The organism is Streptomyces sp. NPDC004126 (assembly GCF_050275515.1).
GTDB lineage: Bacteria > Actinomycetota > Actinomycetes > Streptomycetales > Streptomycetaceae > Streptomyces.
This window is the reverse complement of record NZ_JBNNPF010000045.1, coordinates 15,636-40,144: the sequence shown is the minus strand read 5'-3', so window position 1 is coordinate 40,144 and position 24,509 is coordinate 15,636. Positions and strand designations below refer to the sequence as shown.

Here is a 24,509-nt window from a genome sequence, read left to right as displayed (position 1 = left end):
ACGATCACGAAAGGCTGGAATCGTGTCAATCGAGGTGTAGACCACCCTGGCCGCGGTGGACCTCGCGGCCGAACCTTCACGAGTTCACGAGTTCATGAGTTCTTTGCGTCGGGCTACCTCCCGGTGAAGATCCGAACCACCAGGGAGCACGTCCGTTGGCAGCAATCGCACGGTGGTGCCTGCGGCACCGGCTGGTGACCGTCCTGATCTGGCTGCTCGCCCTCGGCGGGGCCGCCGCGGCGGCCGGAGCGGCCGGCAATGCGTTCTCCAACGACTACGAGGTCCCCGGCACGGAGTCCGCCAAGGCCCACACCCTGCTGCGCGAGGGCTTCCCGGGCCAGGGCGGCGACACCGACACCATCGTGTGGCGGGCCCCGGACCACCGGACGGTACGCACCCCCGAGATACAACAGCGCATGACCCGCGCCCTGGACGCCGTCGCCGCCCTGCCCGGGGTCGCATCCGTCGCCGGCCCCTACGAACCGGGCCCCGCAGGCGCCGCGCAGATCAGCCCCGACGGCCGCACCGCCTACGCGGTGGTCACCTTCGACCGGCCGGCCGACTCCGTACCCAAGGCCCGGGCCAAGGCCGTCGTCGACACCGCGAAGAACCCCGCCACCCAGGCCGACGGCCTCCAGGTCGAACTCGGCGGCCGCGCCATCGGCCTCACCGAGGCGCCCAGCGCCCACCTCGCCGAGGTCATCGGCGTCGGCATCGCCGCCGTGGTCCTCTTCCTCGCCTTCGGCTCCCTCGCCGCGAGCCTGCTGCCCATCGCGACCGCCCTCGTCAGCGTCGGCAGCGCCTACTTCGGCATCACCCTCCTCGGGCACGCCATGCCCGTCGCCGACTTCGCCCCGATGCTGGGCACCCTCGTCGGCCTCGGCGTCGGCATCGACTACGCCCTGTTCATCGTCACCCGGCACCGCAAGGGACTGGCGCGCGGCCTCACCGTCGAGGAAGCCGCCGCGAACGCCGTCGCCACCACCGGCCGGGCCGTCGTGTTCGCCGGTGCCACCGTCTGCATAGCCCTGCTCGGCATGCTGGTGCTGCGGCTGAACTTCCTCGACGGCGTCGCGATAGCCGCCTCCCTCACCGTGGTGCTCACCGTGGCGGCCTCCGTCACCCTGCTGCCCGCCCTCCTCTCGTACATCGGCATGCGGGCCCTCTCGCGCCGCGAACGGCGCAGGCTCGCCGCCGAGGGCCCCCGGCCCCAGCCGCCCACCGGCTTCGCCGCCCGCTGGTCGGCCTTCGTCGAGCGCCACCCCAAACTGCTCGGACTGGTCGCGGCCCTGGTGATGGCCGTGCTCGCACTGCCGACCCTCTCGCTCCACCTCGGCACCTCCGACCAGGGCAACAACCCGGCCGCCTCCACCACCCGCAAGGCCTACGACCTGCTGGCCGACAGCTTCGGGCCCGGTATGAACGGCCCGCTCAGCGTCGTCGCCCGGCTCGACGGCGCGGGCGACCGCGTCGCCTTCGAACGGCTGACGGAAGCCCTGCACGGCACCGAGGGCGTCGCCTCCGCCGGCCCGGCCGCCTTCAACCGCAGCGGGGACACCGCCGTCCTCACCGTCGTCCCCGACTCCGCCCCCCAGTCCAGGGCCACGAGCGAACTGGTCGACACCCTGCGCCGGGACGTCATCCCCCGCGCCGCCCACGGCAGCACCATGGACGCCCACGTCGGCGGGGTGACGGCCGGCTACGACGACTTCGCCGAGGTGATCGTCGGCAAGCTGCCGCTCTTCGTCGGGGTGGTCATCGCGCTCGGCTGCGTCCTGCTGCTGCTCGCCTTCCGGTCCATCGGCATACCGCTCAAGGCCGCCGCCATGAACGTCGCCGCCGTCGCCTCCTCCTTCGGCGTCGTCGTCGCGGTCTTCCAGTGGGGCTGGGGGAGCGAGCCGCTGGGCCTGGGCAGCGCCGGGCCGATCGAGCCCTTCCTGCCGGTGATCATGGTGTCGGTGCTCTTCGGGCTCTCCATGGACTACCAGGTCTTCCTGGTCAGCCGGATGTACGAGGAGTGGCTGGAGACCGGCGACAACCGGCGGGCCGTCCGCGTGGGCCTCGCCGAGACCAGCCGGGTGATCAACTCGGCGGCCGTCATCATGATCTCCGTCTTCCTGGCCTTCGTCCTCAGCGGCGACCGGCTCATCGCGATGTTCGGCATCGCGCTCGCCGCCGCCGTCGCGCTCGACGCCTTCGTCCTGCGCACCCTGCTCGTCCCCGCCCTCATGCACATGCTCGGTGGCGCCAACTGGTGGATCCCCGCCTGGCTCGACCGCCGGCTGCCCCGCATCAGCATCGAGCCGCCGGAGCGGGTCGCACCCCGTGCGACACTTCCGTCGCAGCGGCCGGAGGCGGACCACGCCGAGCCGGCCCGCACGCCCCGCTGACCGGTCACGAGCCGTAAGGAAGCACAGATGTTCGCGATAGACCTGGCCGACGACGCCCAGCTGTTCCCGCTGGAGGTGTGGCACGCCGAGGAGTTCCTGGCGCACATGGACCGGGGCCGCGAGTTCATCGGCCGGTTCATCGGCCTCCCGGACCGCGTCACCGACCTCGCGTCGGCGCGGCACCTGCTCGGCTCCAAGGCGGAGGAGGCCGCCAGGGACGGCGCCCGGCTCTACGGCATCCGCGTCGAGGGCACCCTCGTCGGCGGGGTCCTCTTCCGGACCTTCGACGCCGACGCGGGCAACTGCGAGGTCGGCTGCTGGCTGGAGCCCGCCGGGGCCGGCCGGGGCCTGGTCACCAAGGCCTGCCGGATCCTGATCGACTGGGCCTTCGACGTACGCGGCATGCACCGCGTGGAATGGCACGTGGCCGCCGGCAACGAGAAGAGCATCGCCGCCGCCCAGCGCCTCGGACTGACCCGGGACGGCGTCATGCGGCAGAACCACCTCCACCGCGGCGTCCGCCAGGACACCGAGGTCTGGGCCGTCCTCGCCCACGAACGGGCCGCCGCCCGCCAGGCGTAGCCACCGCCGCGGGCCCCGCCCGGGGCCCGCGGCCCACCGGCGCCGGAGCCCGCCCCCACCTCTCAGGAACCTCTCAGAAACGCCGCCTACGGTGCCCGGCATGGACACCACGAAGACCCCCGTCCCGACCGCCCCCGACGCGGACGCGGACGCCCCCGAGGACAAGGCGGCCACCCCCGGGACGGCAGCCGCCGAACCCGCCGCGGACCTCGACGCCGAGCAGGCCCGCACCGCCGAGGACACCGCCGGCGCCGAAGAGGCCGACGACGCCGACGAGACGGACGACGACGCCGAGGACCTCCCCGAGCGGAGCACCGGCGTCGGAGCCGCCGCATCCGCCGTCGTCGCCGCGGGCCTGGGCCTCGTCGCCCTCAGCGGCAGCTGGGTCTCGCGCGTCGCTGCCGAACGCCAGACGCTCATAGGCCAGATCGAGTCGGTCAGCGCGACCACCGCCAAGGAGAAGATCGCCGCCCTGTACGGCGACGCCTGGCACACCACCGCCCTCGTCAACGGTGTCCTGTCCACCCTCGCCCTCCTCCTCGCCACCCTCGTCCTCGCCGGGCCCGCCTTCGGCACCCCCGGCCGGGTCCACCCCGCCTGGGTCCGCTCCGTCTCCTGGGCCGCCGTGGCCCTCGGCCTCCTCGGGGTCCTGCTCTTCGGCCTCATGTACTTCGACCTGCTCTTCCCGCTCCCCACGGCCGCCCAGTAGGCACCGCCTTACGCGATCTCCCGCCCCGCCTTAGGCCGCCCCAGGCCGACTCAGGCCCCCCGGACCCCGGCCTAAGGCCCCCGGCACCGCGGAGATGCGGCATGAGCCCCATGTGCCGCACCCCTCTGGGACGCGAATCTTGGATCACACCGAACGAGGTGCCCGAGAAAGCAACCAGGGAGAACGAGATGTTCGAGTACGAGATCGCCACCGCCCGCCGCGCCGACCTCATCCGCGAGGCCGACCGGTACCGGGCCGTCAGGGAGGCCAAGAAGGCCGCCCGCACCTCTCGGAGCCAGGAATCCGAAAGGACGGTGAGTCGCCACCGCGGCCTCTTCACCCGCGCCGCGTAACCCGCGTCGCGGACCACGGGAGCCGAGGCGAGATGACAAGCGCAGCGATAACGACTGCCGCCGGACCGGACCTGTGTGCGATGCTCGGCGGCGTGGAGACCAGATCTGTCAGCCCGGTGTTCGTCGGCCGAGCCGACGAACTGGCCGCCCTCGTCGACGCCCTGGGGCGCGCCGCCGCCCAGGAGCCGCAGGCCCTGCTCATCGGCGGAGAAGCCGGAGTCGGCAAGACCCGCCTGACCGAGGAGTTCCTCACGGAGGCCGCCCGCCGCGGCGCCGTGGTGGCGGTCGGAGGCTGTGTGGAGATCGGGGCGGAGGGACTTCCCTTCGCCCCCTTCTCCACTGCCCTGCGCACCCTGCTCCGCCTGCTCCCCGGCGAACTGGCCGAAGCCGCCGCCGGCCAGGAGGACGAACTCGCCCGCATCCTCCCCGAACTCGGCGAGACCCCCCGCGGCCCCCACGACGAGGAGAGCACCGCCCGGCTCTTCGAACTCACCGCCAGGATGCTGGAACGCCTCGCCGCCGACCGCACCGTCGTGCTCGTCCTGGAAGACCTCCACTGGGCGGACACCTCCACCCGGCACCTGCTCGCCTACCTCTTCCGCACCCTCGCCCGCGGCCGGCTCGTCCTCGTCGCGACCTACCGCGCCGACGACGTCCACCGCCGCCACCCGCTGCGCCCGCTGCTCGCCGAACTCGACCGGCTCCGCACCGTCCACCGCATCGAACTGCCCCGCTTCAACCGGGCCGAGGTGCGCCGCCAGCTCGCCGGGATCCTCGCCTCGCAGCCCGAGGAGAGCTTCGTCGACTCCGTCTTCGACCGCTCCGACGGCAACGCCTTCTTCGTCGAGGAACTCGTCGCCTCCCAGGAGAGCGGCTGCCGCACCGGCCTCACCGAATCCCTGCGCGACCTCCTGCTCGTCCGCGTCGAGGTACTGCCCGACGCCGCCCAGCGCGTGGTGCGCATCGTCGCCGAAGGCGGCTCCACCGTCGAGTACGCCCTGCTGCGCGCCGTCGTCCGGCTCGGCGAGGACGAACTCATCGAAGCCCTGCGCGCCGCGGTCGGCGCCAACATCCTCCTCGCCACCAGCGACGGCGACGGCTACCGCTTCCGCCACTCGCTGGTCCGCGAGGCCGTCAGCGACGACCTGCTGCCCGGCGAGCGCGCCCGCGTCAACCGCCGCTACGCCGAGGCCGTGGAGGACGACGCGTCCCTGGTTCGCGCCGAAGAGCGGCTCATCCGGCTGGCCAACTACTGGTACGCGGCCAACGACCCCGCCAAGGCCCTGCCCGCGGTCCTCGCCGCCTCCGTCACCGCCCGCCGCCGGCACGCCTACTCCGAGCAGCTCAGCCTGCTGGAACGGGCCATGGACCTGTGGGACAGCACCCCCGGCGAGGTCCGCGCCGGCCTGCGCCCCGCCGACTACACCGAGGTCTACCCGCCCTGCGGCTGCGACCCCGCCACCACCCCGCTCCAGCGCCTCGACCTGCTCGCCGAGGCCACCGTCGCCGCCCGCTTCGGCGGCGAACGCGAACGCGCCCTGAAACTCACCAAACTGGCCCTGCGCACCCTCGACGAGGACGGCGAGGACCCGCTGCGCGCCGCCTGGTTCTGGACCGAGCGCTCCCGCCTCGTCGCCAACCTCGGCCGGGGCGACGGCTGGCACGAGATCGCCACGGCCCAGGAACTGGTCAAGGGGCTGCCCCCGTCCCAGGTGCACGCCGACGTCCTCGTCCGGGCCGCGGGCTGGGGCATGCTCCACAACCCGGGCCCCGGCAACCTCGCCGCCGCCGAACGGGCCGTGGAGTACGCCCGCATGATCGGAGCCGAGGAGACCGAACTCAACGCCCGGATCACCTACGGCTGCCTGCTCACCGACTCCGGCGACGGCACCACCGGCCTCGCCGAACTGCACGCGGTCAAGGACCGCGCCACCGAACTCGGGCTCACCGTGGTCGCGGGTCGCGCTCACGTCAACATCACCTCTCAACTCGAAGCCATGGGCCGGTCCCGCGAAGCCGTGGAACTGGCCGAACAAGGGGTCGAACTCGTCAGCAGGTCCCGGCTCCTGGACACCGAGGCCTGGGTCTGCGGGAACATGGCCGAGAGCCTGTACAGCCTCGGCCGCTGGGACGAGGCGGCCGAGGCCGCCCGCCGCACCCTGCGCGTCGGCCAGAGCGCCGCCCCGCGCGGCTCCGCCTCCGCCCGCCTGGCCTACCTCGCCCTGGCCCGCGGCGAACTCGCCGAGGCCGCCCAGCAGCTCGCCGCCGCCCACGCCCACTTCGGCACCCACGACCGCCAGCCCCAGCACCGGCTCCCGCTCTACCGGCTGGCCATCGGCCTGGCCGACGGCGAGGGCCGCATCGCCGACGTCCGCGCCGAGACCGCCGACGCCGTGGCCCACGGCTTCCCGCTCGGCCAGCACCGCTACGCCTGGCCGCTGCTGCTGGCCTCCGCCTCGTCCGAGGCGGACGCCCGGGGCCTGCCCGTGGCCGACGCCGGACGCGACGCCGCCCTGGAAGTGCTGCGCACCGCCGCCCGGACCCTGGCCACCCCGGTCCCCGTCTGGGTCGCGCACGCCGAGTACCTGCGGGCCGAACTGCTCCGCGCCGAGGCCCGGGACACCGTCGCCGACTGGACCGCGGTCGAGGCCGCCGCACGCCCCCTCCAGCGCCCGTACCTGCTCGCCCGCGCCCGCCACCGGCTCGCCGAGGCGCTGCTCGTCTCGGGAGGGGACCGCGAGACCGCCGCCGACCTGCTCCGCGACGCCCACGCCGCCGCCGACCGGCTCGGCTCCCGGCGGCTCCGGGAGGACCTGGCCCTGCTCGCCCAGCGCGCCCGGCTCCCGCTGACCGCCGAGGAGGCCCACCCGGCCGCACCGGTCCCGGACACCGACCCCATCGAGGCCCTGGGGCTCACCAGCCGCGAGCGGGACGTCCTGCGGCTCGTCGCGGCCGGCAGCACCAACCGCCGGATCGCGGAGGAACTCTTCATCTCCCCGAAGACGGCCAGCGTGCACGTCTCCAACATCCTGGCCAAGCTCGGCGTCGCGAGCCGGGGCGAGGCCGCGGCCCTCGCACACCGGCTGCACCTCTTCACCGCGCCGCTCGCCCCGGCGGCGTCCCCCGCGGCCCCGGGAGGACGCCGCTAGGGCTCCCCGCCCCCGTCGGCCCCGCCCGGCTCGGGGGCGTCGGCCGGGCGTATGAGCACCTTGCCGGAGTCCAGGTCTATGGGACCCCGTCCCGGATCGCCGTCACCGACGTCGGTCCGGGACAGCTCCAGCCGCTTCTTCTCCTCGTGCGCGTGCTTGCGTCCCGGGTTGAAGAGTTCCTCGATCATGTTGAACACCGCGCTCGCCCTGCCTTCCGCCCCCTCCGGAGCCGCTCAGGTCACCGCACCGTCAGTCTCAGGATCCTGTCATCGCCGGGCTCCGGCGACCCGCGCCCGTCCGTCTCGCTCGTGACCAGCAGCAACTGGTCCCCTTCGAGGGGCACCACCGTGCGCAGCCGGCCGTACTTCCCCTGGAGGAACGCCTCCGGCTCCGCCGCGGCGGCGGCACCCTTCAGCGGGATCCGCCACAGCCGCTCGCCCTTCAGCCCGGCCATCCAGATCGAGCCCTCCGCCCAGGCGATCCCGCTCGGCGAGGCCTCGTCCGTCTTCCACACCGCCACCGGATCACGGAACCCCGCCTTCCCGGCCTTCCCCTCCGCCTCCGGCCAGCCGTAGTTGCCCCCGGGCTCGACGAGGTTCAGCTCGTCCCAGGTGCGCTGGCCGAACTCGGACGCCCAGAGCCGTTTGTCCTTGTCCCAGGCGAGGCCCTGCACATTGCGGTGCCCGTAGGAGTAGACGACCGACCCGGCCTCCGGATTGCCCTGCGCCGGCCGCCCGTCCGGCGTCATCCGCAGGATCTTCCCGCCCAGCGACTTCCTGTCCTGGGCCAGCCCCGTGTTCCCCGTCTCGCCCGTGCCGGCGTAGAGCATCCGGTCGGGGCCGAAGGCGATCCGGCCGCCGTTGTGGATGAGTCCCTTCGGGATCCCCCGCAACACCGTGTCGGGCGCGCCCAGTTGCTGACCGGCCGGTCTCTGCTCGTCGTACCGCATCCGGGCGATGCGGTTGTCGGACTCGGTCGTGAAGTACGCGTAGACCATCCGGTCCGAGGCGAAGTCCGGGGACAGTGCGAGACCCAACAGGCCGCCCTCCCCGCCCGGGGCCACCCCGGGCACCTCGCCGACCTGCGTCACCGCGCCCGTGTCCGTCCGCACCCGGCTGACCGTGCCCTTGTCGCGGGAGGCGACCAGCAGGTCCCCGCCGGGCAGCGGTGCCACGCCCCAGGGGGACTCCAGGCCCTTGGCGACCTCGCCCGACACCGTCACCGACCCCTTCGCGGGAGCCCCCGACGCGTCCGCCGGCCCCGACGCCCCCGGGGACGCCGCCCCGGCCGCGGGCGATCCCGGCGGGGAACCGCCCGGCCCGGCCCGCTCGCCGCCCGGCGGGGAACAGCCCGCCGCCAGCAGGGCGCCGCACCCGGCCAGCGCGAGCCCCGCCAGCACGCCCCGGCGCCGCGCGCGGCCTTCCCCGTACCCCGGCCGGCCCCGCAGCGCCCCGCCCCTGTGGAACCGCCCGTACTGCCCGTCGTGCCCGTCATCCCCGTACTGCCCGTACCGCATCGTCCCGCTCCCCTCCGGTCGTCCGTCCCCTGTCCGGTGCCTCCAGTCCTGCCCTTCACCCCACTCAACAGACCCGGCCGGTCCCGAAGTTCCGCCCCTCGTACACCCGATCGAGTGGACCCGAGGGGCGGGCAGCGGAAACGGGTACCTAGTCCCAGGCTCCCACCGCCGTCGGCAGCGCCGCTATCTCGGCCAGCTCCGCGCCCGTGAGCCGCACCTCCGCCGCCCGGGCGTTCTCCGCCGCCCAGTGCGCCCGCTCCGCGCCCGGCACCGGCACCACGTGCGGCCCCTGCGCCAGCACCCAGGCCAGCGCCACCTGCGCCGCCGTGACCTCCGGCCCGTGCCGCCGGGCCACCCGCCGCAGCCCCGCCACCAGCACCTGGTTGGAGGCCATCGCGTGCGCCGTGAACCGCGGGTGCCGCGCCCGTACGTCCGCCTCCTCGAAACCCTGCCCCGGCGTCAGCGTCCCGGTCAGGAACCCGCTGCCCAGCGGCATCGCCGCCAGCATCCCCACACCCCGCGCAGCGCACCACGGCAGCAGCTGCCACGCCGCCTCCGGCGACCACACCGACAGCTCCGCCTGCACCGCCGTCACCGGGAACACCTGCTGGACCCGCTCCAGCTGCCGCAGCGTCGTCCGGTACCCCCGGTCCCCGCGCCGTCCCGCACCCGGCCCGGCCCCCGCGCCCAGCGCGCAGAAGCCCAGCGCCCGCACCTTCCCCGCCTGCACCAGCTCCGCCATGGCGCCCCAGGTCTCCTCCACCGGCACCTCCGGATCCACCCGGTGCAGCTGGTACAGGTCTATGACGTCGGTCCGCAGCCGCCGCAGCGAGGCGTCGCACGCCCGCCGCACGTACCCCGGCCGCCCGTCGGCCACCACGTGCCCCTCGCCCGCCCGCAGCCCCACCTTGGCGGAGACGAAGGCCTCGGCCCGCCGCTCCCGCAGCACCCGGCCCAGCACCAGCTCGTTGGTGTAGGGCCCGTACAGATCGGCCGTGTCCAGCAGGTTCACCCCGAGGTCCAGCGCCGTGTGCAGGGTCCGCAGCGAATCCTCGCCCCGCCGCCGCGAAGGCGCGTAGGCCCAGCTCATCGGCATGCAGCCGAGTCCTATGGCGCCCACCGTCAGCGGTCCCGACCCGATCGACCTGCGCTCCACCCCTGCGTCCCCCTTCCGGCCCGCTCCCGGTCCGGCCCTCAAACTAACGGCTTGATCCAATTCCCTTCGCATAGCCTCGGGATCATGACTGCAACGACCGGGGACGTCTGGCTCCCCTTCCCGCCCGGAGAGATCGACGGCCTCCCCGACCGCTTCCGCTACCGCCAGTGGGACGGCGAGGACACCTTTCCGGCCGACCCGGCCGACTGCGTCTTCTACGTCACCCCCTACATGAAGTCCCAGGAGGTGACCCTGCGCCCGCTCGCCCGGATGCCCGCCCTGCGGGTGGTGCAGACCCTCACCGCCGGCATCGACCACGTCCTGCCCGGCCTCGGCGACCTCCGCCCGGGCGTACGGCTGTGCAACGCCCGCGGCGTCCACGAGGCCAGCACCGCCGAGCTCGCCCTCACCCTCGTCCTCGCCTCCCTGCGCGGCATCCCCGGCATGGTGCGCGGCCAGGACCGCGAGGAGTGGCGCGGCGGCTTCTACGACGCCCTGGCCGACCGGTCCGTCCTGATCGTCGGCTACGGGGCGATCGGCGCGGCCGTCGAGGACCGGCTCGTCCCCTTCGAGTGCGGGCCGGTCACCCGCGTCGCGCGCTCGGCCCGCACCGCCCCGCACGGGCCGGTCCACGCCCTCGCCGACCTCCCCGGACTCCTCCCGGCCGCGGACGTCGTCGTCCTGACCACCCCGCTGACCGAGGACACCCGGGGACTCGTCGACGCCGCCTTCCTCGGGCGGATGAAGGACGGCGCCCTCCTCGTGAACGTCTCGCGCGGACCGGTCGTCGACACCGCGGCCCTGCTGGCGGAACTGGAGTCCGGCCGGCTGCGCGCCGCGCTCGACGTCACCGAGCCGGAGCCGCTGCCCGCCGGCCACGCCCTCTGGCACGCCCCGAACCTCCTGATCACCCCTCACGTGGGCGGCAGCAGCTCGGCGTTCGAGCCCCGGGCGAAGCGGCTGCTGGCCCGCCAGCTCACCCGGTTCGCCGCGGGGGAGGAGGTCCACAACACCGTCCTGATCAAGGACTGAGGCCGGCGCGTCCCGCACTCCCGGGCCACGCGTCGCTACGCTGGGCGACGAAGCGTGCGCGACCGGTGGCCAGGACCCCCCTCTTGGTGACGGAGCGTAGAGCAGCTATGTCGCTGAGTGACGAAAGTGGTGTATCGTCCGGAACAAGGGGCTGCGCCACGTACGTCTGGCGCTGGGGAGTGATCGGACACTTTGGGGGGCGACGGGCGATGCACGGCCAATGGACGAAGGATCCGCTGCGGCAGGGCCGCCGGAGGCGACGCTGCCGAGACTGGACTGCACCCGAACCGGCCGGCGAGGGGCACCGGTGAGCGCCCCGGGGGCGGCGCTGCTGACCCGGCCGCCGGTCACCGGCGGAGGCGGCCGGGGCCTCGCGGCGCAACTCCTCCTCGCACTGGTCAGCGGCGGCTACGCGGTCGGAGCCGCCCTCGGCTGGGGGTCGGACGAACTCGCCAAGATCATGGGCGACTTCGGACTCAGCGCCGCCGGATTACTGGCCGCCGTCTCCTGCTACCACTACGCCCGCGCGATCGACCGGCGTGAACGCCCCGCCTGGCTGATGTTCGCCTTCTCCTCGCTCATGGGCGGCCTGGGGAACGCGGTCTGGGGCTGGTACGAGGTGGTCCTCGGCCAGAAGGTCCCCGAGCCCTCGCTCGCCGACTTCGCCTTCCTCTGCTTCGCGCCCCCCGCCATCGTGGGCCTGCTCGTCCTGGCCAAACGCCCGGTCACCCGGGCCGGATGGGTCTGCCTCGGCCTCGACTCCTGGCTCATCGGCGGCTCGCTGCTGACCCTGTCCTGGAGCCTGGCCCTCGCCAACGCCGCCCGCACCGCCCAGTCGGGCGCCCCCGGCAGCGTGCCGCGCGCCGCACTCTCGCTCGCCTACCCGCTCCTGGACATCGCGCTGGTCTCCATGGTCCTGGTGCTGCACTTCCGGCGCTCGGCGAACAACCGCTCGGCGGTCAACACGGCGATCGCCGCCCTCGCCCTGACCGTCCTGAGCGACGCCCTGTTCACCTCGCCGCTGCTCAACACCACCTACAGCTCCGGGGAGATCCTCGACGCCGGCTGGTTCGCGGGCTCGCTGCTGCTCGCCTACGCCCCCTGGGGCGCCCGCCGGCCGGAGCCCGCGCCCCGCCCCGCCCCGCCGCGCCCGGAGCGCCCGCACAGCCGCCCCATCACCGGCTCGCTGCCCGCGCTCACCCCGTACCTCGCGGCCGCCGTCTGCACCCTCGGCATCCTCTACAACGTCGTGGACGGCCGGAAGGTGGACCGGATGGTGGTCTTCACCGGCTGCACCGTCGTCCTCGCCCTCGTCATCCGGCAGGGCATCATGCTCCTCGACAACATCGCGCTCACCCAGGAACTGGCCCAGAAGGAGAACCACTTCCGCTCCCTGGTCCAAGGCTCCAGCGACGTCATCATGATCGCCGCGCCCACCGGCACCCTGCGCTACGTCAGCCCCGCCGCCGCCGGGGTCTACGGCCGCGAGGCGGAGGAGCTGGTCGGCACCGAGCTCGCCGCCCTGATCCACCCCGACGACCTCGGCCGGGTGGTCCACGAGGTGCGCCGCTTCCTGGCCGCCCCGCCCACCGAGGAACCCACCACCCGCATCGAGTGCCGGTTCGAGTCGGGCGGCGGCGAGTGGCTCAACGTGGAGTCCACCGTCAACCGCCACCAGGGCGGCCTCATCCTCAACAGCCGCGACGTCACCGAGCGGGTCCGCCTCCAGGCGCAGCTCCAGCACAGCGCCGAGCACGACCCGCTGACCGACCTGCCCAACCGGGCCCTGTTCACCCGCCGCGTCCGCCAGGCCCTCACCGGCCGCCGGGCCGGCGACCACAGCACCGCCGTGCTCTTCATCGACCTCGACGGCTTCAAGGCCGTCAACGACACCATCGGCCACCAGGCCGGCGACGAGCTCCTCGTCGAGGCCGCCCGCCGCCTCCACGACGCCGTCCGGGCCGGCGACACCGCCGCCCGCCTCGGCGGCGACGAGTTCGCCGCGCTGATCCTCGGCGACGGCGGCCGGGACCGCAGTGCCCGCGAGTGCCAGGTCCACGACATCGCCGACCGGCTGCGCGCCACCCTCTCCCAGCCGTACCGCATCGCCGGGAGCGAGGTCCGGGTCGCCGCCAGCATCGGCGTCGCCTTCGCCGACCCCGGCATCACCCCTTCGGACCTGATGCGCAACGCCGACCTCGCGATGTACCGGGCCAAGGCGGGCGGCAAGGACCGGGTCGAGCTGTACGCGCCCCAGATGCAGGCCGAGGTCGTCCGCAAGGCCGAGCTGGCCGGGCGGCTGCGCACCGCGCTGCACGAGGGCGAGTTCGCGCTGCTGCACCAGCCCGTGGTCTGCCTGGCCACCGGCGAGGTGACCGCCGTCGCCGCGCAGGCCCGCTGGCGCTCCGCCCAGGGGATCCTCTTCACCCCGGCCGAGTTCCTCCGGGTGGCCGAGCACAGCGAGGGCGGTCCGGCGGCCGGGCCGGACGGTTCGCGCACCGCCGAACTGGGCCGTTGGCTCCTGGAGGAGGCCGTCGAGCAGGCCGCCGAGCGGCACCGCGCCGGGCGCGACGTACCAGTGGCCGTCCGGATGACCGCCCAGCGGCTGCTGGACCGCTCCTCGCCCGGCAGCAGCGTGGAGGCCCTGCTGACCCGCCACGGGCTGCCCTCCGGGTCCCTCGTGCTCGAACTGGCCGCCTCCGACCCCAGGGTGCCCTTCGACGAGCTGGAGCGCCGTCTGACGGCCCTGCACCGGCTCGGGGTACGGATCGCCCTGGACGGCTTCGGCAGCGGCTACGCGGCCATCAGTGCCCTCCGCAGGCTCCCGGTGGACCTGCTCAAGCTGGACCGGGGCCTGGTCGAAGGGGTGGTCGAATCGGCCAGGCTGCACAAGATCACGGCCGGATTGTTGCGTATCGCAAACGACCTGGGCATGCAGTCCGTGGCCGACGGGGTGGACCTCCCCGAGCAGGTGCTGGCGCTGCGCGCGATGGGGTGCACCCACGGCCAGGGAGCGGCGTTCTCCGGACCGCTTGACGAATACAGGCTGCGGCGCGCGCTCGTGCGGGGTACGTTCCCAGTACCGGGCGGTACGGCCCAGCCCGCCTTGGCCGGCGGCTCGTCCGGTGGCTCGATGGTCATCCGTAGAGGCTCAAATAATGAGACGCCCGTCCCACCCGCTTGACATCAACCTCCCGCCGGAGGGAGGGTCAGTGCCATGCGCACCCGAATTCTCGTACTTGGAAAGCGCGTCGGCTGAAGCTGGGGCCTGCATGTCCCCGCTCGACACCACCGACGCGCTCCCCTCGCTTGCCACCTGGCACGAGGGGTTTTTTGTTGCACTGGCACACGCGTCCGGACCAGATCCGGATCACCCCCCGCTCCTCGTAAAACCCTCAGCTTCGAGAAGAGAATGCCGATGACCGAGCAGGCCTCCGGGGCCCACCATCCGCAGCCGCGGCCCCGTACGGGTGGGCAGAACCAGCCCACCGCAGTTGAGCACGTCACGGGCGCGCAGTCCCTCATCCGCTCTCTCGAAGAGGTGGGGTGCGACACCGTCTTCGGTATCCCGGGCGGCTGCATCCTCCCGGCGTACGACCCGATGATGGACAGCAAGAAGGTCCGTCACATCCTGGTCCGCCACGAGCAGGGGGCCGGCCACGCCGCCACCGGCTACGCCCAGGCCACCGGCAAGGTCGGCGTGTGCATGGCCACTTCCGGCCCGGGCGCCACCAACCTGGTCACCCCGATCGCCGACGCGCACATGGACTCCGTCCCGCTCGTCGCGATCACCGGCCAGGTCTCCTCCAAGGCGATCGGCACCGACGCCTTCCAGGAGGCGGACATCGTCGGCATCACCATGCCGATCACCAAGCACAACTTCCTGGTCACCAAGGCCGAGGACATCGCGAAGACCATCGCCGAGGCCTTCCACATCGCCTCCACCGGCCGCCCCGGCCCGGTCCTCGTCGACATCGCCAAGGACGCCCTCCAGGCGAAGACCACCTTCTCGTGGCCGCCCTCCCAGGACCTGCCCGGCTACCGGCCGGTCACCAAGCCGCACGCCAAGCAGATCCGCGAGGCCGCCAAGATGATCGCCGCCGCCAAGCGGCCGGTCCTCTACGTCGGCGGCGGCGTCATGAAGGCCGGCGCCACCGCCGAGCTGAAGGTCCTCGCCGAGCTCACCGGCGTCCCGGTCGTCACCACCCTGATGGCCCTGGGCTCCATCCCGGACACCCACCCGCAGAACGTCGGCATGCCGGGCATGCACGGTGCCGTCACCGCCGTGACCGCGCTCCAGAAGTCGGACCTGCTGATCGCGCTCGGCACCCGCTTCGACGACCGCGTCACCGGCAAGCTGGACAGCTTCGCCCCCTTCGCCAAGGTCATCCACGCGGACATCGACCCCGCCGAGATCGGCAAGAACCGCGCCGTCGACGTCCCGATCGTCGGTGACGCCCGCGAGGTCATCGCCGACCTGATCCAGGCCGTCCAGGCGGAGGCGAACGAGGGCAACACCGGCGACTACACCGCCTGGTGGAAGGACCTCAACCGCTGGCGCGAGACCTACCCGCTGGGCTACGACCTGCCCGAGGACGGCAGCCTCTCGCCGCAGCAGGTCATCGAGCGGATCGGCCAGCTCGCGCCGAAGGGCACCATCTACGCGGCCGGTGTCGGCCAGCACCAGATGTGGGCCTCGCACTTCGTCAACTACGAGGAGCCCCGCACCTGGCTGAACTCCGGCGGCGCCGGGACCATGGGCTACGCGGTCCCCGCCGCGATGGGCGCCAAGGTCGGCATGCCGGAGCGCACGGTCTGGGCGATCGACGGCGACGGCTGCTTCCAGATGACCAACCAGGAACTGGCCACCTGTGCGCTGAACAACATCCCGATCAAGGTCGCCATCATCAACAACGGCGCCCTCGGCATGGTCCGCCAGTGGCAGACCCTGTTCTACAACCAGCGCTACTCGAACACCGTCCTGCACGCGGGCGAGACGGGCACCGACACGGCCGTCGGCTCCCAGCTCGGCGAGTCCGCCGCCCCCCGCATGGGCACCCGCGTCCCGGACTTCGTCAAGCTGTCCGAGGCCATGGGCTGCGTCGCGCTGCGCTGCGAGGACCCGGCGGACCTGGACAAGGTCATCGCCGAGGCCAACGCGATCAACGACCGCCCGGTCGTGATCGACTTCATCGTCCACGAGGACGCCATGGTGTGGCCGATGGTCGCCGCCGGCACCTCCAACGACGAGGTCATGGCAGCCCGGGGCGTCCGCCCCGACTTCGGCGACAACGAAGACGACTGAGCCGAGAGAGCCTGAGAGAGAGAACGCCTCACATGTCCAAGCACACGCTCTCCGTCCTGGTCGAGAACACGCCCGGCATCCTCGCCCGGATCGCCGCGCTGTTCTCCCGCCGCGGGTTCAACATCGACTCCCTCGCGGTCGGCGTCACCGAGCACCCCGACATCTCCCGCATCACCATCGTCGTGAACGTCGAGGACCTCCCGCTGGAGCAGGTGACCAAGCAGCTCAACAAGCTGGTCAACGTGCTCAAGATCGTCGAGCTGGAGCCGTCCAACGCCATCGAGCGCGAACTCGTCCTGGTGAAGGTCCGCGCCGACAACGAGACCCGTTCGCAGATCGTCGAGATCGTCCAGCTGTTCCGCGCCAAGACCGTCGACGTCTCCCCGGAGGCCGTCACCATCGAGGCCACCGGCGGCGCCGACAAGCTCGGCGCGATGCTCAAGATGCTGGAGCCCTTCGGCATCAAGGAGCTCGTGCAGTCCGGCACCATCGCCATAGGGCGTGGCGGCCGGTCCATCACGGACCGCAGCCTGCGCTCGCTCGAACGCAGCGCCTGAGCCCCGCGGCGGCCGGGCCGGCCGCGCCAGGTCCACGACATGGCGGCTGACACGCCGGCCCGCATAGCGAGACCGAGAAACTCTTATTCCGTTCCCCGCCGTACGGTGGGAGCAACACCAGCGCACCAAGGAGATATCCCAGTGGCCGAGCTGTTCTACGAGAACGACGCCGACCTGTCCATCATCCAGGGCCGCAAGGTCGCGGTCATCGGTTACGGCAGCCAGGGCCACGCCCACGCGCTGTCGCTCCGTGACTCCGGCGTCGACGTCGTCGTCGGCCTCAAGGAGGGCTCCGGCTCCAAGGCCAAGGCCGAGGAGCAGGGCCTGAAGGTCCTCCCGGTCGCCGAGGCCGCCGAGTGGGCGAACGTCATCATGATCCTGACCCCGGACCCGCTCCAGGCCGAGATCTACGAGGCGTCCATCAAGGACCACCTGAAGGAGGGCGACGCGCTCTTCTTCGGCCACGGCTTCAACGTCCGCTACGGCTTCATCAAGCCCCCGGCCAACGTGGACGTCGCCCTGGTCGCCCCGAAGGGCCCGGGCCACCTGGTCCGCCGTCAGTACGAGGAGGGCCGCGGCGTTCCGTGCATCGCCGCCGTCGAGCAGGACTTCTCGGGCAGCGCCTTCGCCCTGGCCCTGTCGTACGCGGCCGGCATCGGCGGCACCCGCGCCGGCGTCATCAAGACCACCTTCACCGAGGAGACCGAGACCGACCTGTTCGGTGAGCAGGCCGTCCTCTGCGGTGGCGCCTCCGCCCTGGTCAAGGCCGGTTTCGAGACCCTGACCGAGGCCGGCTACCAGCCGGAGATCGCCTACTTCGAGTGCCTGCACGAGCTGAAGCTCATCGTCGACCTCATGTACGAGGGCGGCCTGGAGAAGATGCGCTGGTCGGTCTCCGAGACCGCCGAGTGGGGCGACTACATCACCGGCCCCCGCGTCATCACCGACGCCACCAAGGCCGAGATGAAGAAGGTCCTGGAGGAGATCCAGAGCGGCAAGTTCGCCGAGGAGTGGATGGCCGAGTACAAGGCCGGTCTGCCGAAGTACAACGAGTACAAGAAGGCCGACTCCGAGCACCTGCTGGAGACCACCGGCAAGAAGCTGCGCAAGCTGATGAGCTGGGTCGACAGCGACGAGAGCTGATCTCGTGAACGGCGGGGCCGGGACGGTGAGTCCCGGCCCCGCCGCACACGCGCTCCCCTCCGGCACCGCCGGAGATCACCGGAATGTAGCCCTCGGATAGGACGGATTGTCCACCCCGGACAATCCCGGACGGGTGATCCTTCCGTACAGGCGGAAATCAGCGCCCGATCCGCCACTACACTGCTCAACACAACGCGTCAGGCCCACAGTGTCGTGCGTCTTCCACGCGGCTACCCCCTCCACCGCCTGCGGCCGTCGGGACGGCCGTCCGCACTGGACTTGTGAGGACCCACGTGAGCTCGAAACCTGTCGTACTCATCGCCGAAGAGCTGTCGCCCGCCACGGTGGACGCGCTCGGTCCGGACTTCGAGATCCGGCACGTCAACGGCGCCGACCGCGCCGAGCTGCTCCCCGCGATCGTCGACGTGGACGCGATCCTCGTCCGCTCCGCCACCAAGGTGGACGCCGAGGCCATCGCCGCCGCCAAGAAGCTGAAGGTCGTCGCCCGGGCCGGTGTCGGCCTCGACAACGTCGACGTCTCCGCCGCCACCAAGGCCGGCGTCATGGTCGTGAACGCCCCGACCTCCAACATCGTCACCGCCGCCGAGCTCGCCTGCGGCCTGCTCGTCGCCACCGCCCGCAACATCCCGCAGGCCAACACCGCCCTGAAGAACGGCGAGTGGAAGCGGAACAAGTACACGGGCGTCGAGCTCAGCGAGAAGACCCTCGGCGTCGTGGGCCTCGGCCGCATCGGCGTCCTGGTCGCCCAGCGCATGTCGGCCTTCGGCATGAAGATCGTCGCCTACGACCCCTACGTGCAGCCCGCGCGCGCCGCCCAGATGGGCGTCAAGATGCTGACGCTGGACGAGCTGCTGGAGGTCGCCGACTTCATCACCGTGCACCTCCCCAAGACCCCCGAGACCCTCGGTCTCATCGGCGACGAGGCCCTGCACAAGGTCAAGCCCTCCGTCCGCATCGTCAACGCCGCGCGCGGCGGGATCGTGGACGAGGCCGCGCTGTACTCGGCCATCAAGGAGGGCCGCGTCGCCGGCGCCGGCCTCGACGTGTACGCGAAGGAGCCCTGCACGGACTCCCCGCTCTTCGAGCTCGACCAGGTCGTCTGCACCCCGCACCTCGGCGCGTCCACGGACGAGGCCCAGGAGAAGGCCGGCATCGCGGTCGCCAAGTCGGTGCGCCTCGCCCTCGCTGGCGAGCTCGTGCCGGACGCGGTCAACGTCCAGGGCGGTGTCATCGCCGAGGACGTGCGCCCCGGTCTGCCCCTCGCCGAGAAGCTCGGCCGCATCTTCACCGCCCTCGCGGGCGAGGTCGCGGTCCGCCTCGACGTCGAGGTCTGCGGCGAGATCACCCAGCACGACGTCAAGGTGCTGGAGCTCTCCGCCCTCAAGGGCGTCTTCGAGGACGTCGTCGACGAGACGGTCTCCTACGTCAACGCCCCGCTGTTCGCGCAGGAGCGCGGCGTCGAGGTCCGGCTGACCACCAGCTCGGAGTCCCCGGACCACCGCAACGTGGTGACCGTCCGCGGCACCCTGTCGGACGGTCAGGAGGTGTCGGTCTCCGGCACCCTGGCGGGCCCGAAGCACCTCCAGAAGATCGTGGGCGTGGGCGAGTACGACGTGGACCTGGCCCTGGCCGACCACATGATCGTGCTGCGCTACACCGACCGCCCGGGCGTGGTCGGCAAGGTCGGCCAGCTGCTCGGCGAGGCCGGTCTGAACATCGCGGGCATGCAGGTCGCCCGTGCCGAGGAAGGCGGCGAGGCGCTCGTCGTCCTCACCGTCGACGCGGAGGTCCCGGTGGAGGTCCTCGCGGCCATCTCCGAGGAGATCGGCGCCGCTTCGGCCCGTACGGTCAACCTCGGCTGACCGTCGCACACAGGTGAGAGGGCCCGGGGTCGCCGACCCCGGGCCCTCGCGCGTGCGCCCCGCGCCCCGTCCGAGCCGTACGCGGCTCAGCGCGCCCGCACCGGTTCGGCCGGGGCCCCCTCCGCCGCGGCGGGAGCCCGGCCCGCCGCGCCCCGGGCCAGGGCCAGGGCGAGCCCCGCCGCCGCGAGGAGCAGCACCGCACCGCCCCAGGCGGCGTACTGCATCCCGTGCACGAAGGCCTCCCGGGCCAGGGCCAGCAGCTGCCCGCCGGCCTCGCCCCCGGCCTGCCCGGCGGCGACGGCGCCGCCCAGGGTCTCCCGTACGGCGGCGGGCTCGCCCGCCAGGTCGGCGCGGTAGACGGCGGTGCCGAGGCTGCCCAGCAGCGCCATCCCGAGCGCTCCGCCGAACTCCTGGCCCGTCTCCAGCAGCGAGGCGGCCGAACCGGCCTTCTCGGCCGGGGCCGTGGCGAGGGCCATGTCGGAGACCAGCGACATCACGCTGACGATGCCGCAGGCGAGCACCCCGGCGCCGGCCAGCAGCAGCCACAGGGAGTCGGTGCCCACGAGGGAGATCAGCCCGAACCCGGCGGCGGCGACGGCGAAGGAGCCGGCGATGACCTCGGACCGGTCCGTCCGCGCCGCCAGGGCCGCGGAGACGGGTGCGGCCGCGCCGATGAGGAGCGAGGGCGCCAGGCTCCACAGGGCGGCCTCCAGGGTGCCCATGCCGAGCACGGACTGCAGGTACTGGGTGGTGAAGTAGGCGGAGCCCATCATCGCGAAGGCGGCGACGGAGTTGAGGCCGATGCCCGCCCCGAAGCGGCGGTCCCGGAACAGCGCCCGGCCCACCATCGCGTCCTCGCGGCCGCGCTGGCGGCGGACGAAGGCGTACCCGAAGGCCAGGCCGGCCAGCAGGCAGGCGGCGTACGGCGGTTCGAAGCCCTGGGCGGCGATCTCCTTCAGCCCGTAGACCACCGGGAGCACGGCGGCCATGGACAGCGGCACGCTCAGCAGGTCGAAGCGGCCGGGGGCCGGGTCCTTGAACTCCGGTACCAGGACCGGGACCAGGACCAGCAGGAGCAGCATCGCGGGCACGTTGACGAGGAAGACCGAGCCCCAGTGGAAGTGCTTCAGCATCACCCCGCTGAGCACCGACCCGAGGGCGATCCCGCCGGTCATGGCGCCGGACCAGATCCCGATGGCCTTGCCGCGCTGCCCGGCGTCCTGGAAGAGGTTGCGGATCAGGGCCAGGGTGGAGGGCATCAGCGTGGCGCCGCCGACGCCGAGCAGGACGCGGGCCGCGATGAGCATCTCGGCGCTGGTGGCGAAGGCGGCGGCGACGGAGGCGAGGCCGAAGGCGGTGGCGCCGATCAGCAGCAGCCGGCGGCGGCCGATCCGGTCGCCGAGCGAGCCCATCGTGATCAGCAGGCCGGAGAGGGCGAAGGCGTAGCTGTCGAAGATCCAGAGCTGCTGGGTGGCGCTCGGGTCGAGCTCCCGGGTGATGGCCGGGACGGCGAAGTAGAGGACGGAGACGTCCATCGAGACCAGGAGCAGGGGCAGCAGCAGGACCGTGAAGGCGGTCCATTCGCGGCGGCCGGCGAGGGGTGCCGTGGCGGCGGGGTTCGTCATGAGCAGGAACGTACAAGCGTATGGAACGACTGTCTATGACGCGTGTATGGAAAATTCGTGTGGGACCTTCGTCTAGGACGGTTGTCTTGCTACGGTGGCGGTCATGGGACACAAAGAGGATCTGCTCGAAGGTGCCAAGAAGTGCCTGGTCGAGAAGGGGTTCGTACGCACCACCGCGCGCGACATCGTCGGCGCCTCCGGTACGAACCTGGCGTCCATCGGCTACCACTACGGCTCCAAGGACGCCCTGCTCACCCAGGCGTTCATCGCCCTGATGCAGGAGTGGGGCGAGACGGCCTTCCAGGCCGGCCTGCCCGGTGAGGACGGCTCACTGGAGCGCCTGCGCGCCATGTGGGACGGCGTCCTCGCGCAGCACGACGCCTCGGCCCCCGTCTGGGCGGCCAGCATGGAGGTCGCGCTGAGCGGCGAACGGCTGCCGCAGCTGCGCGGGATGCTCGCCGCCTCCCAGGCCGAGGGCCGCCGGGGCCTGATCGCGCTCCTCACCGGCACCCCGGAGGAGGAGCTCACCGAACGCGACGAGCGCACCCTCGGCTCCGTGGTCCAGGCGCTGCTCAACGGCCTGATGATCCAGTGGCTGCTCGACCCCGGAACCGCCTCCTCCGCCGAGGAGTTCACCGAGGGGCTGCGCCGCCTCGCGGGAGCCGTGACGGCGCCCCCCGGCGCCTGAGGGGGTACCCCCCCCGGCGCCTGAGGGGGTACCCCCCCCGGCGCCTGAGGGGGCACCCCCCCGGCGCCTTGGCGGGCGCCTCAGGCCCGCAGGCGGGCGGCCTTGAGGGCCATGTGCAGCAGCAGCCGGTCCTCGCCGAGGTCCAGGTCGAGCCCCGTCAGCTGCTCCACCCGGCCCAGCCGGTAGTACAGGGTCTGGCGGTGGATGCCCAGTTCCGCCGCCGCGCGGCCCGCCTGTCCCGCGCAGTCGAGGAACACCTCCGCCGTGCGGGCCAGTTCCCGGTGGGCCGGGCCCAGCAGGGCGCGCGTCGCCGGGTCGTCCGCCGGCCCGGCGCCCAGGGCCGCCAGCATCCGGTACGGCCCGATCCCCGACCACTGCGCCACCGGGCCCAGACCCGGCTGCGCCGCCGCCGCCCGGGCGGCGGCCGTGGCCTGCGCCCACGCCGCGGGCAGCTCCGCGAGCGCCCGGACCGGGTCGGAGAGCCCGGCGGTGACGCCGGCGCCCCCGGTGGCGGGGCCCGGGCCCCCGGGGGAGCCCGCCGCCGCGCGGGGCAGCAGCCGCCCGACCGCGGCCAGGGCCGGACCGAGCGCGTCCCCCGACCGCAGCCGCACCAGCACCGCCAGCACCCCCGTCCCCGGGCCCGGGCCGTCCCGGTCCTCGGAGCCCGCCGGGACCACGCACACCGCCGCCGCCCCCGGCACCGACCCCGGAGCCTCCCCGGACCACGGGGCCACGCACACGGCGGCGTGCGGCCCCTCGGCCCCCGGCCCCAGCGCCACCCGCAGCGCGGCCACCGCCATGTCCTGCTGCCATCCCCGGCCGGCGGTGAGCACCGCCAGGAACTCCCGCGAGAGGTCGGCGCCCGCCTTGGCCTCCTCGGCGAGCAGCACCCCGATCCGCTGGGCCACCTCCATGGCGGCCTCCAGGGCGGCCGGCTCCGGGCCGGGGTCCTGGTCGAGGAGCCACACGTAGCCCTGGACGATGCCCCGGTACCGCACCGGCAGGCAGATCCGGCCCCGGAAGACCCCCGCGTCAGGGGCCGCCGGGATCCGCACCGGGCCGGTGGCGCGGGCGATGCCGAAGCCCTCGAACCAGGAGCGGACGGCCGCCGTCGACTGCCGGGTCAGGATCGAGCGGGTGCGCACCGGGTCCATCACGAGGTCGTCCTCGCTGTCGTGCGCACCGAAGGCGATGAGGCGGAAGTCCCGGTTCTCCAGCGTCGCCGGGGCGCCGAGCAGCGCCGAGATCTCGTCCACCAGGTCCTGGTAATCGCCCTTCACGCGGACATTCTCCCACCCCGCGACGGGCCCTTCAGACAGATGTATGAGATCCGGGCCACGGATGCGTGACAGCTGTCGATGGCAGAGGATCGTGGAGATCCTTAGGTTTCACGGTGGTTTTACTTGCGTTTTCCTTACGGTCGCGGCCCACCCCTGCGGCGTCCGTTCGTCCGCTTCTGCCACCCGTTGGAGGTGCCCCGTGCTGGGTCCCGCGATCCTCGCCGCTTCGCGCAGCGACAAGATGCGCCGAATCGTCTCTGCCGCCCCGGTGACCAAGCCGGTGGTCAACCGGTTCATCCCCGGCGAGACGGTCGACCAGGTCATCCCGATCGTCGAGGAGCTCACCCGCAAGGGCCTTGAGGTCACCCTCGACGTCGTCGGCGAGGACATCACCGCCGTGGAGCAGTCCCACGCGGCCCGGGACGCCTACCTGGAGCTCATCGGGCGCCTCAAGGAGCTGGAGCTGGGCGAGACCGTCGAGATGTCGGTCAAGCTCTCCATGTTCGGCCAGGCCCTGGAGGGCGGCCACGAGCTGGCCCTCGCCAACGTCCGCCCGGTCGTCGAGGCCGCCGCCGCCATCGGCACGACCGTGACGCTGGACGCCGAGGACCACACCACCCTCGACTCGATGTTCGCCATCCACGAGGAGCTGCGCCGGGACTTCCCGCAGACCGGCTGCGTGATCCAGGCCTACCTCTTCCGCACCGAGGCCGACGCCCGCCGCCTGGCCGCCGCCGGCAGCCGCGTCCGGATCGTGAAGGGCGCCTACAAGGAGCCCGCCGAGGTCGCCATCCAGGACAAGGCGGAGATCGACAAGGCATACGTCCGGATCATGAAGATCCTGATGGACGGCGAGGGCTACCCGATGATCGGGTCCCACGACCCGCGCCTGATCGCCATCGCGCAGGAGCTCGGCCGCCAGGCCGGGCGCAAGCTGGACGAGTACGAGTTCCAGATGCTCTACGGCATCCGCAGCGAGGAGCACCTGCGGCTCGCCGCCGAGGGGCACCGCATGCGGGTCTACACGGCCTACGGCACCGACTGGTACGGCTACTTCATGCGCCGTCTCGCGGAGAAGCCGGCCAACCTGCTCTTCTTCCTCCGCTCGATGATCACCAAGAACTAGCCAAGAACCAGGTCA

18 protein-coding genes are annotated in these 24,509 nt (G+C 72.8%); 13 read left to right on the top strand and 5 right to left on the bottom strand.

Annotation, left to right across the window (positions count from 1 at the left end; translation table 11 throughout):
- Nucleotides 1-155: 155 nt before the first annotated feature.
- The 5 genes from ACQKM2_RS31600 to ACQKM2_RS31580 all read left to right on the top strand — a co-directional run bounded on the left by ACQKM2_RS31600 (nt 156) and on the right by ACQKM2_RS31580 (nt 7,183).
- The gene (locus ACQKM2_RS31600; RefSeq protein WP_427715791.1) at nt 156-2,390 is read left to right on the top strand and encodes an MMPL family transporter; all 2,235 of its coding nucleotides are present in this window, start codon (nt 156-158) and stop codon (nt 2,388-2,390) included.
- A gap of 27 nt (nt 2,391-2,417) precedes the next feature.
- Complete coding sequence (locus tag ACQKM2_RS31595) at nt 2,418-2,972, top strand: GNAT family N-acetyltransferase (RefSeq protein ID WP_427715789.1); 555 nt, start codon at nt 2,418-2,420, stop codon at nt 2,970-2,972.
- Between the two features lie 100 nt (nt 2,973-3,072).
- Entirely contained in the window at nt 3,073-3,681 is a 609-nt protein-coding gene (locus ACQKM2_RS31590; RefSeq protein WP_427715787.1) for a hypothetical protein, read from the top strand.
- A gap of 158 nt (nt 3,682-3,839) precedes the next feature.
- The gene (locus ACQKM2_RS31585; RefSeq protein WP_427715785.1) at nt 3,840-4,034 is read left to right on the top strand and encodes a hypothetical protein; all 195 of its coding nucleotides are present in this window, start codon (nt 3,840-3,842) and stop codon (nt 4,032-4,034) included.
- Nucleotides 4,035-4,114: 80 nt separating this feature from the next.
- Entirely contained in the window at nt 4,115-7,183 is a 3,069-nt protein-coding gene (locus ACQKM2_RS31580) for a helix-turn-helix transcriptional regulator (RefSeq protein ID WP_427715851.1), read from the top strand.
- Here the strand turns inward: ACQKM2_RS31580 and ACQKM2_RS31575 are convergent.
- The 3 genes from ACQKM2_RS31575 to ACQKM2_RS31565 all read right to left on the bottom strand — a co-directional run bounded on the left by ACQKM2_RS31575 (nt 7,180) and on the right by ACQKM2_RS31565 (nt 9,855).
- Complete coding sequence (locus ACQKM2_RS31575; protein WP_427715783.1) at nt 7,180-7,371, bottom strand: DUF6191 domain-containing protein; 192 nt, start codon at nt 7,369-7,371, stop codon at nt 7,180-7,182. The two genes, ACQKM2_RS31580 and ACQKM2_RS31575, sit on opposite strands and share 4 nt — an antisense overlap.
- A gap of 50 nt (nt 7,372-7,421) precedes the next feature.
- The gene (locus tag ACQKM2_RS31570; protein ID WP_427715849.1) at nt 7,422-8,630 is read right to left on the bottom strand and encodes a PQQ-dependent sugar dehydrogenase; all 1,209 of its coding nucleotides are present in this window, start codon (nt 8,628-8,630) and stop codon (nt 7,422-7,424) included.
- 217 nt (nt 8,631-8,847) lie between these two features.
- Nucleotides 8,848-9,855 (bottom strand): aldo/keto reductase, encoded by a 1,008-nt coding sequence (locus ACQKM2_RS31565; RefSeq protein WP_427715780.1) that lies wholly within the window; start codon nt 9,853-9,855, stop codon nt 8,848-8,850.
- 84 nt (nt 9,856-9,939) lie between these two features.
- On the opposite strand from ACQKM2_RS31565, the gene ACQKM2_RS31560 reads away from it, so the two are divergent.
- From ACQKM2_RS31560 to serA, 6 genes are all read left to right on the top strand, one after another.
- On the top strand, nt 9,940-10,887 hold the full coding sequence (locus ACQKM2_RS31560; RefSeq protein ID WP_427715777.1) for a 2-hydroxyacid dehydrogenase: 948 nt from the start codon (nt 9,940-9,942) through the stop codon (nt 10,885-10,887).
- Between the two features lie 307 nt (nt 10,888-11,194).
- Nucleotides 11,195-14,071, top strand: a complete 2,877-nt coding sequence (locus tag ACQKM2_RS31555) for a putative bifunctional diguanylate cyclase/phosphodiesterase (protein WP_427715774.1) — start codon at nt 11,195-11,197, stop codon at nt 14,069-14,071.
- 228 nt (nt 14,072-14,299) lie between these two features.
- Entirely contained in the window at nt 14,300-16,192 is a 1,893-nt protein-coding gene (locus tag ACQKM2_RS31550; RefSeq protein ID WP_427715771.1) for an acetolactate synthase large subunit, read from the top strand.
- Nucleotides 16,193-16,224: 32 nt separating this feature from the next.
- A complete protein-coding gene (gene ilvN / locus ACQKM2_RS31545) occupies nt 16,225-16,749 on the top strand; it encodes an acetolactate synthase small subunit (protein ID WP_007266740.1) in 525 nt (174 codons plus the stop codon).
- Nucleotides 16,750-16,890: 141 nt separating this feature from the next.
- Complete coding sequence (gene ilvC / locus ACQKM2_RS31540) at nt 16,891-17,892, top strand: ketol-acid reductoisomerase (RefSeq protein WP_405978458.1); 1,002 nt, start codon at nt 16,891-16,893, stop codon at nt 17,890-17,892.
- A 293-nt stretch (nt 17,893-18,185) separates the two neighbouring features.
- On the top strand, nt 18,186-19,775 hold the full coding sequence (gene serA, locus ACQKM2_RS31535) for a phosphoglycerate dehydrogenase (RefSeq protein ID WP_427715767.1): 1,590 nt from the start codon (nt 18,186-18,188) through the stop codon (nt 19,773-19,775).
- 86 nt (nt 19,776-19,861) lie between these two features.
- On the opposite strand, the gene ACQKM2_RS31530 is transcribed toward serA, so the two are convergent.
- Nucleotides 19,862-21,400: an MFS transporter gene (locus tag ACQKM2_RS31530; protein ID WP_427715765.1), complete on the bottom strand. Its 1,539-nt coding sequence runs from the start codon at nt 21,398-21,400 to the stop codon at nt 19,862-19,864.
- Between the two features lie 103 nt (nt 21,401-21,503).
- On the opposite strand from ACQKM2_RS31530, the gene ACQKM2_RS31525 reads away from it, so the two are divergent.
- Nucleotides 21,504-22,088: a TetR/AcrR family transcriptional regulator gene (locus ACQKM2_RS31525; RefSeq protein ID WP_427715762.1), complete on the top strand. Its 585-nt coding sequence runs from the start codon at nt 21,504-21,506 to the stop codon at nt 22,086-22,088.
- An 80-nt stretch (nt 22,089-22,168) separates the two neighbouring features.
- Here ACQKM2_RS31525 and ACQKM2_RS31520 read toward each other — a convergent pair whose 3' ends face one another.
- On the bottom strand, nt 22,169-23,368 hold the full coding sequence (locus ACQKM2_RS31520; RefSeq protein WP_427715760.1) for a PucR family transcriptional regulator: 1,200 nt from the start codon (nt 23,366-23,368) through the stop codon (nt 22,169-22,171).
- A gap of 199 nt (nt 23,369-23,567) precedes the next feature.
- Here ACQKM2_RS31520 and ACQKM2_RS31515 point away from each other — a divergent pair, with 199 nt between their 5' ends.
- Complete coding sequence (locus ACQKM2_RS31515) at nt 23,568-24,494, top strand: proline dehydrogenase family protein (protein ID WP_427715757.1); 927 nt, start codon at nt 23,568-23,570, stop codon at nt 24,492-24,494.
- Nucleotides 24,495-24,509: the final 15 nt, after the last annotated feature.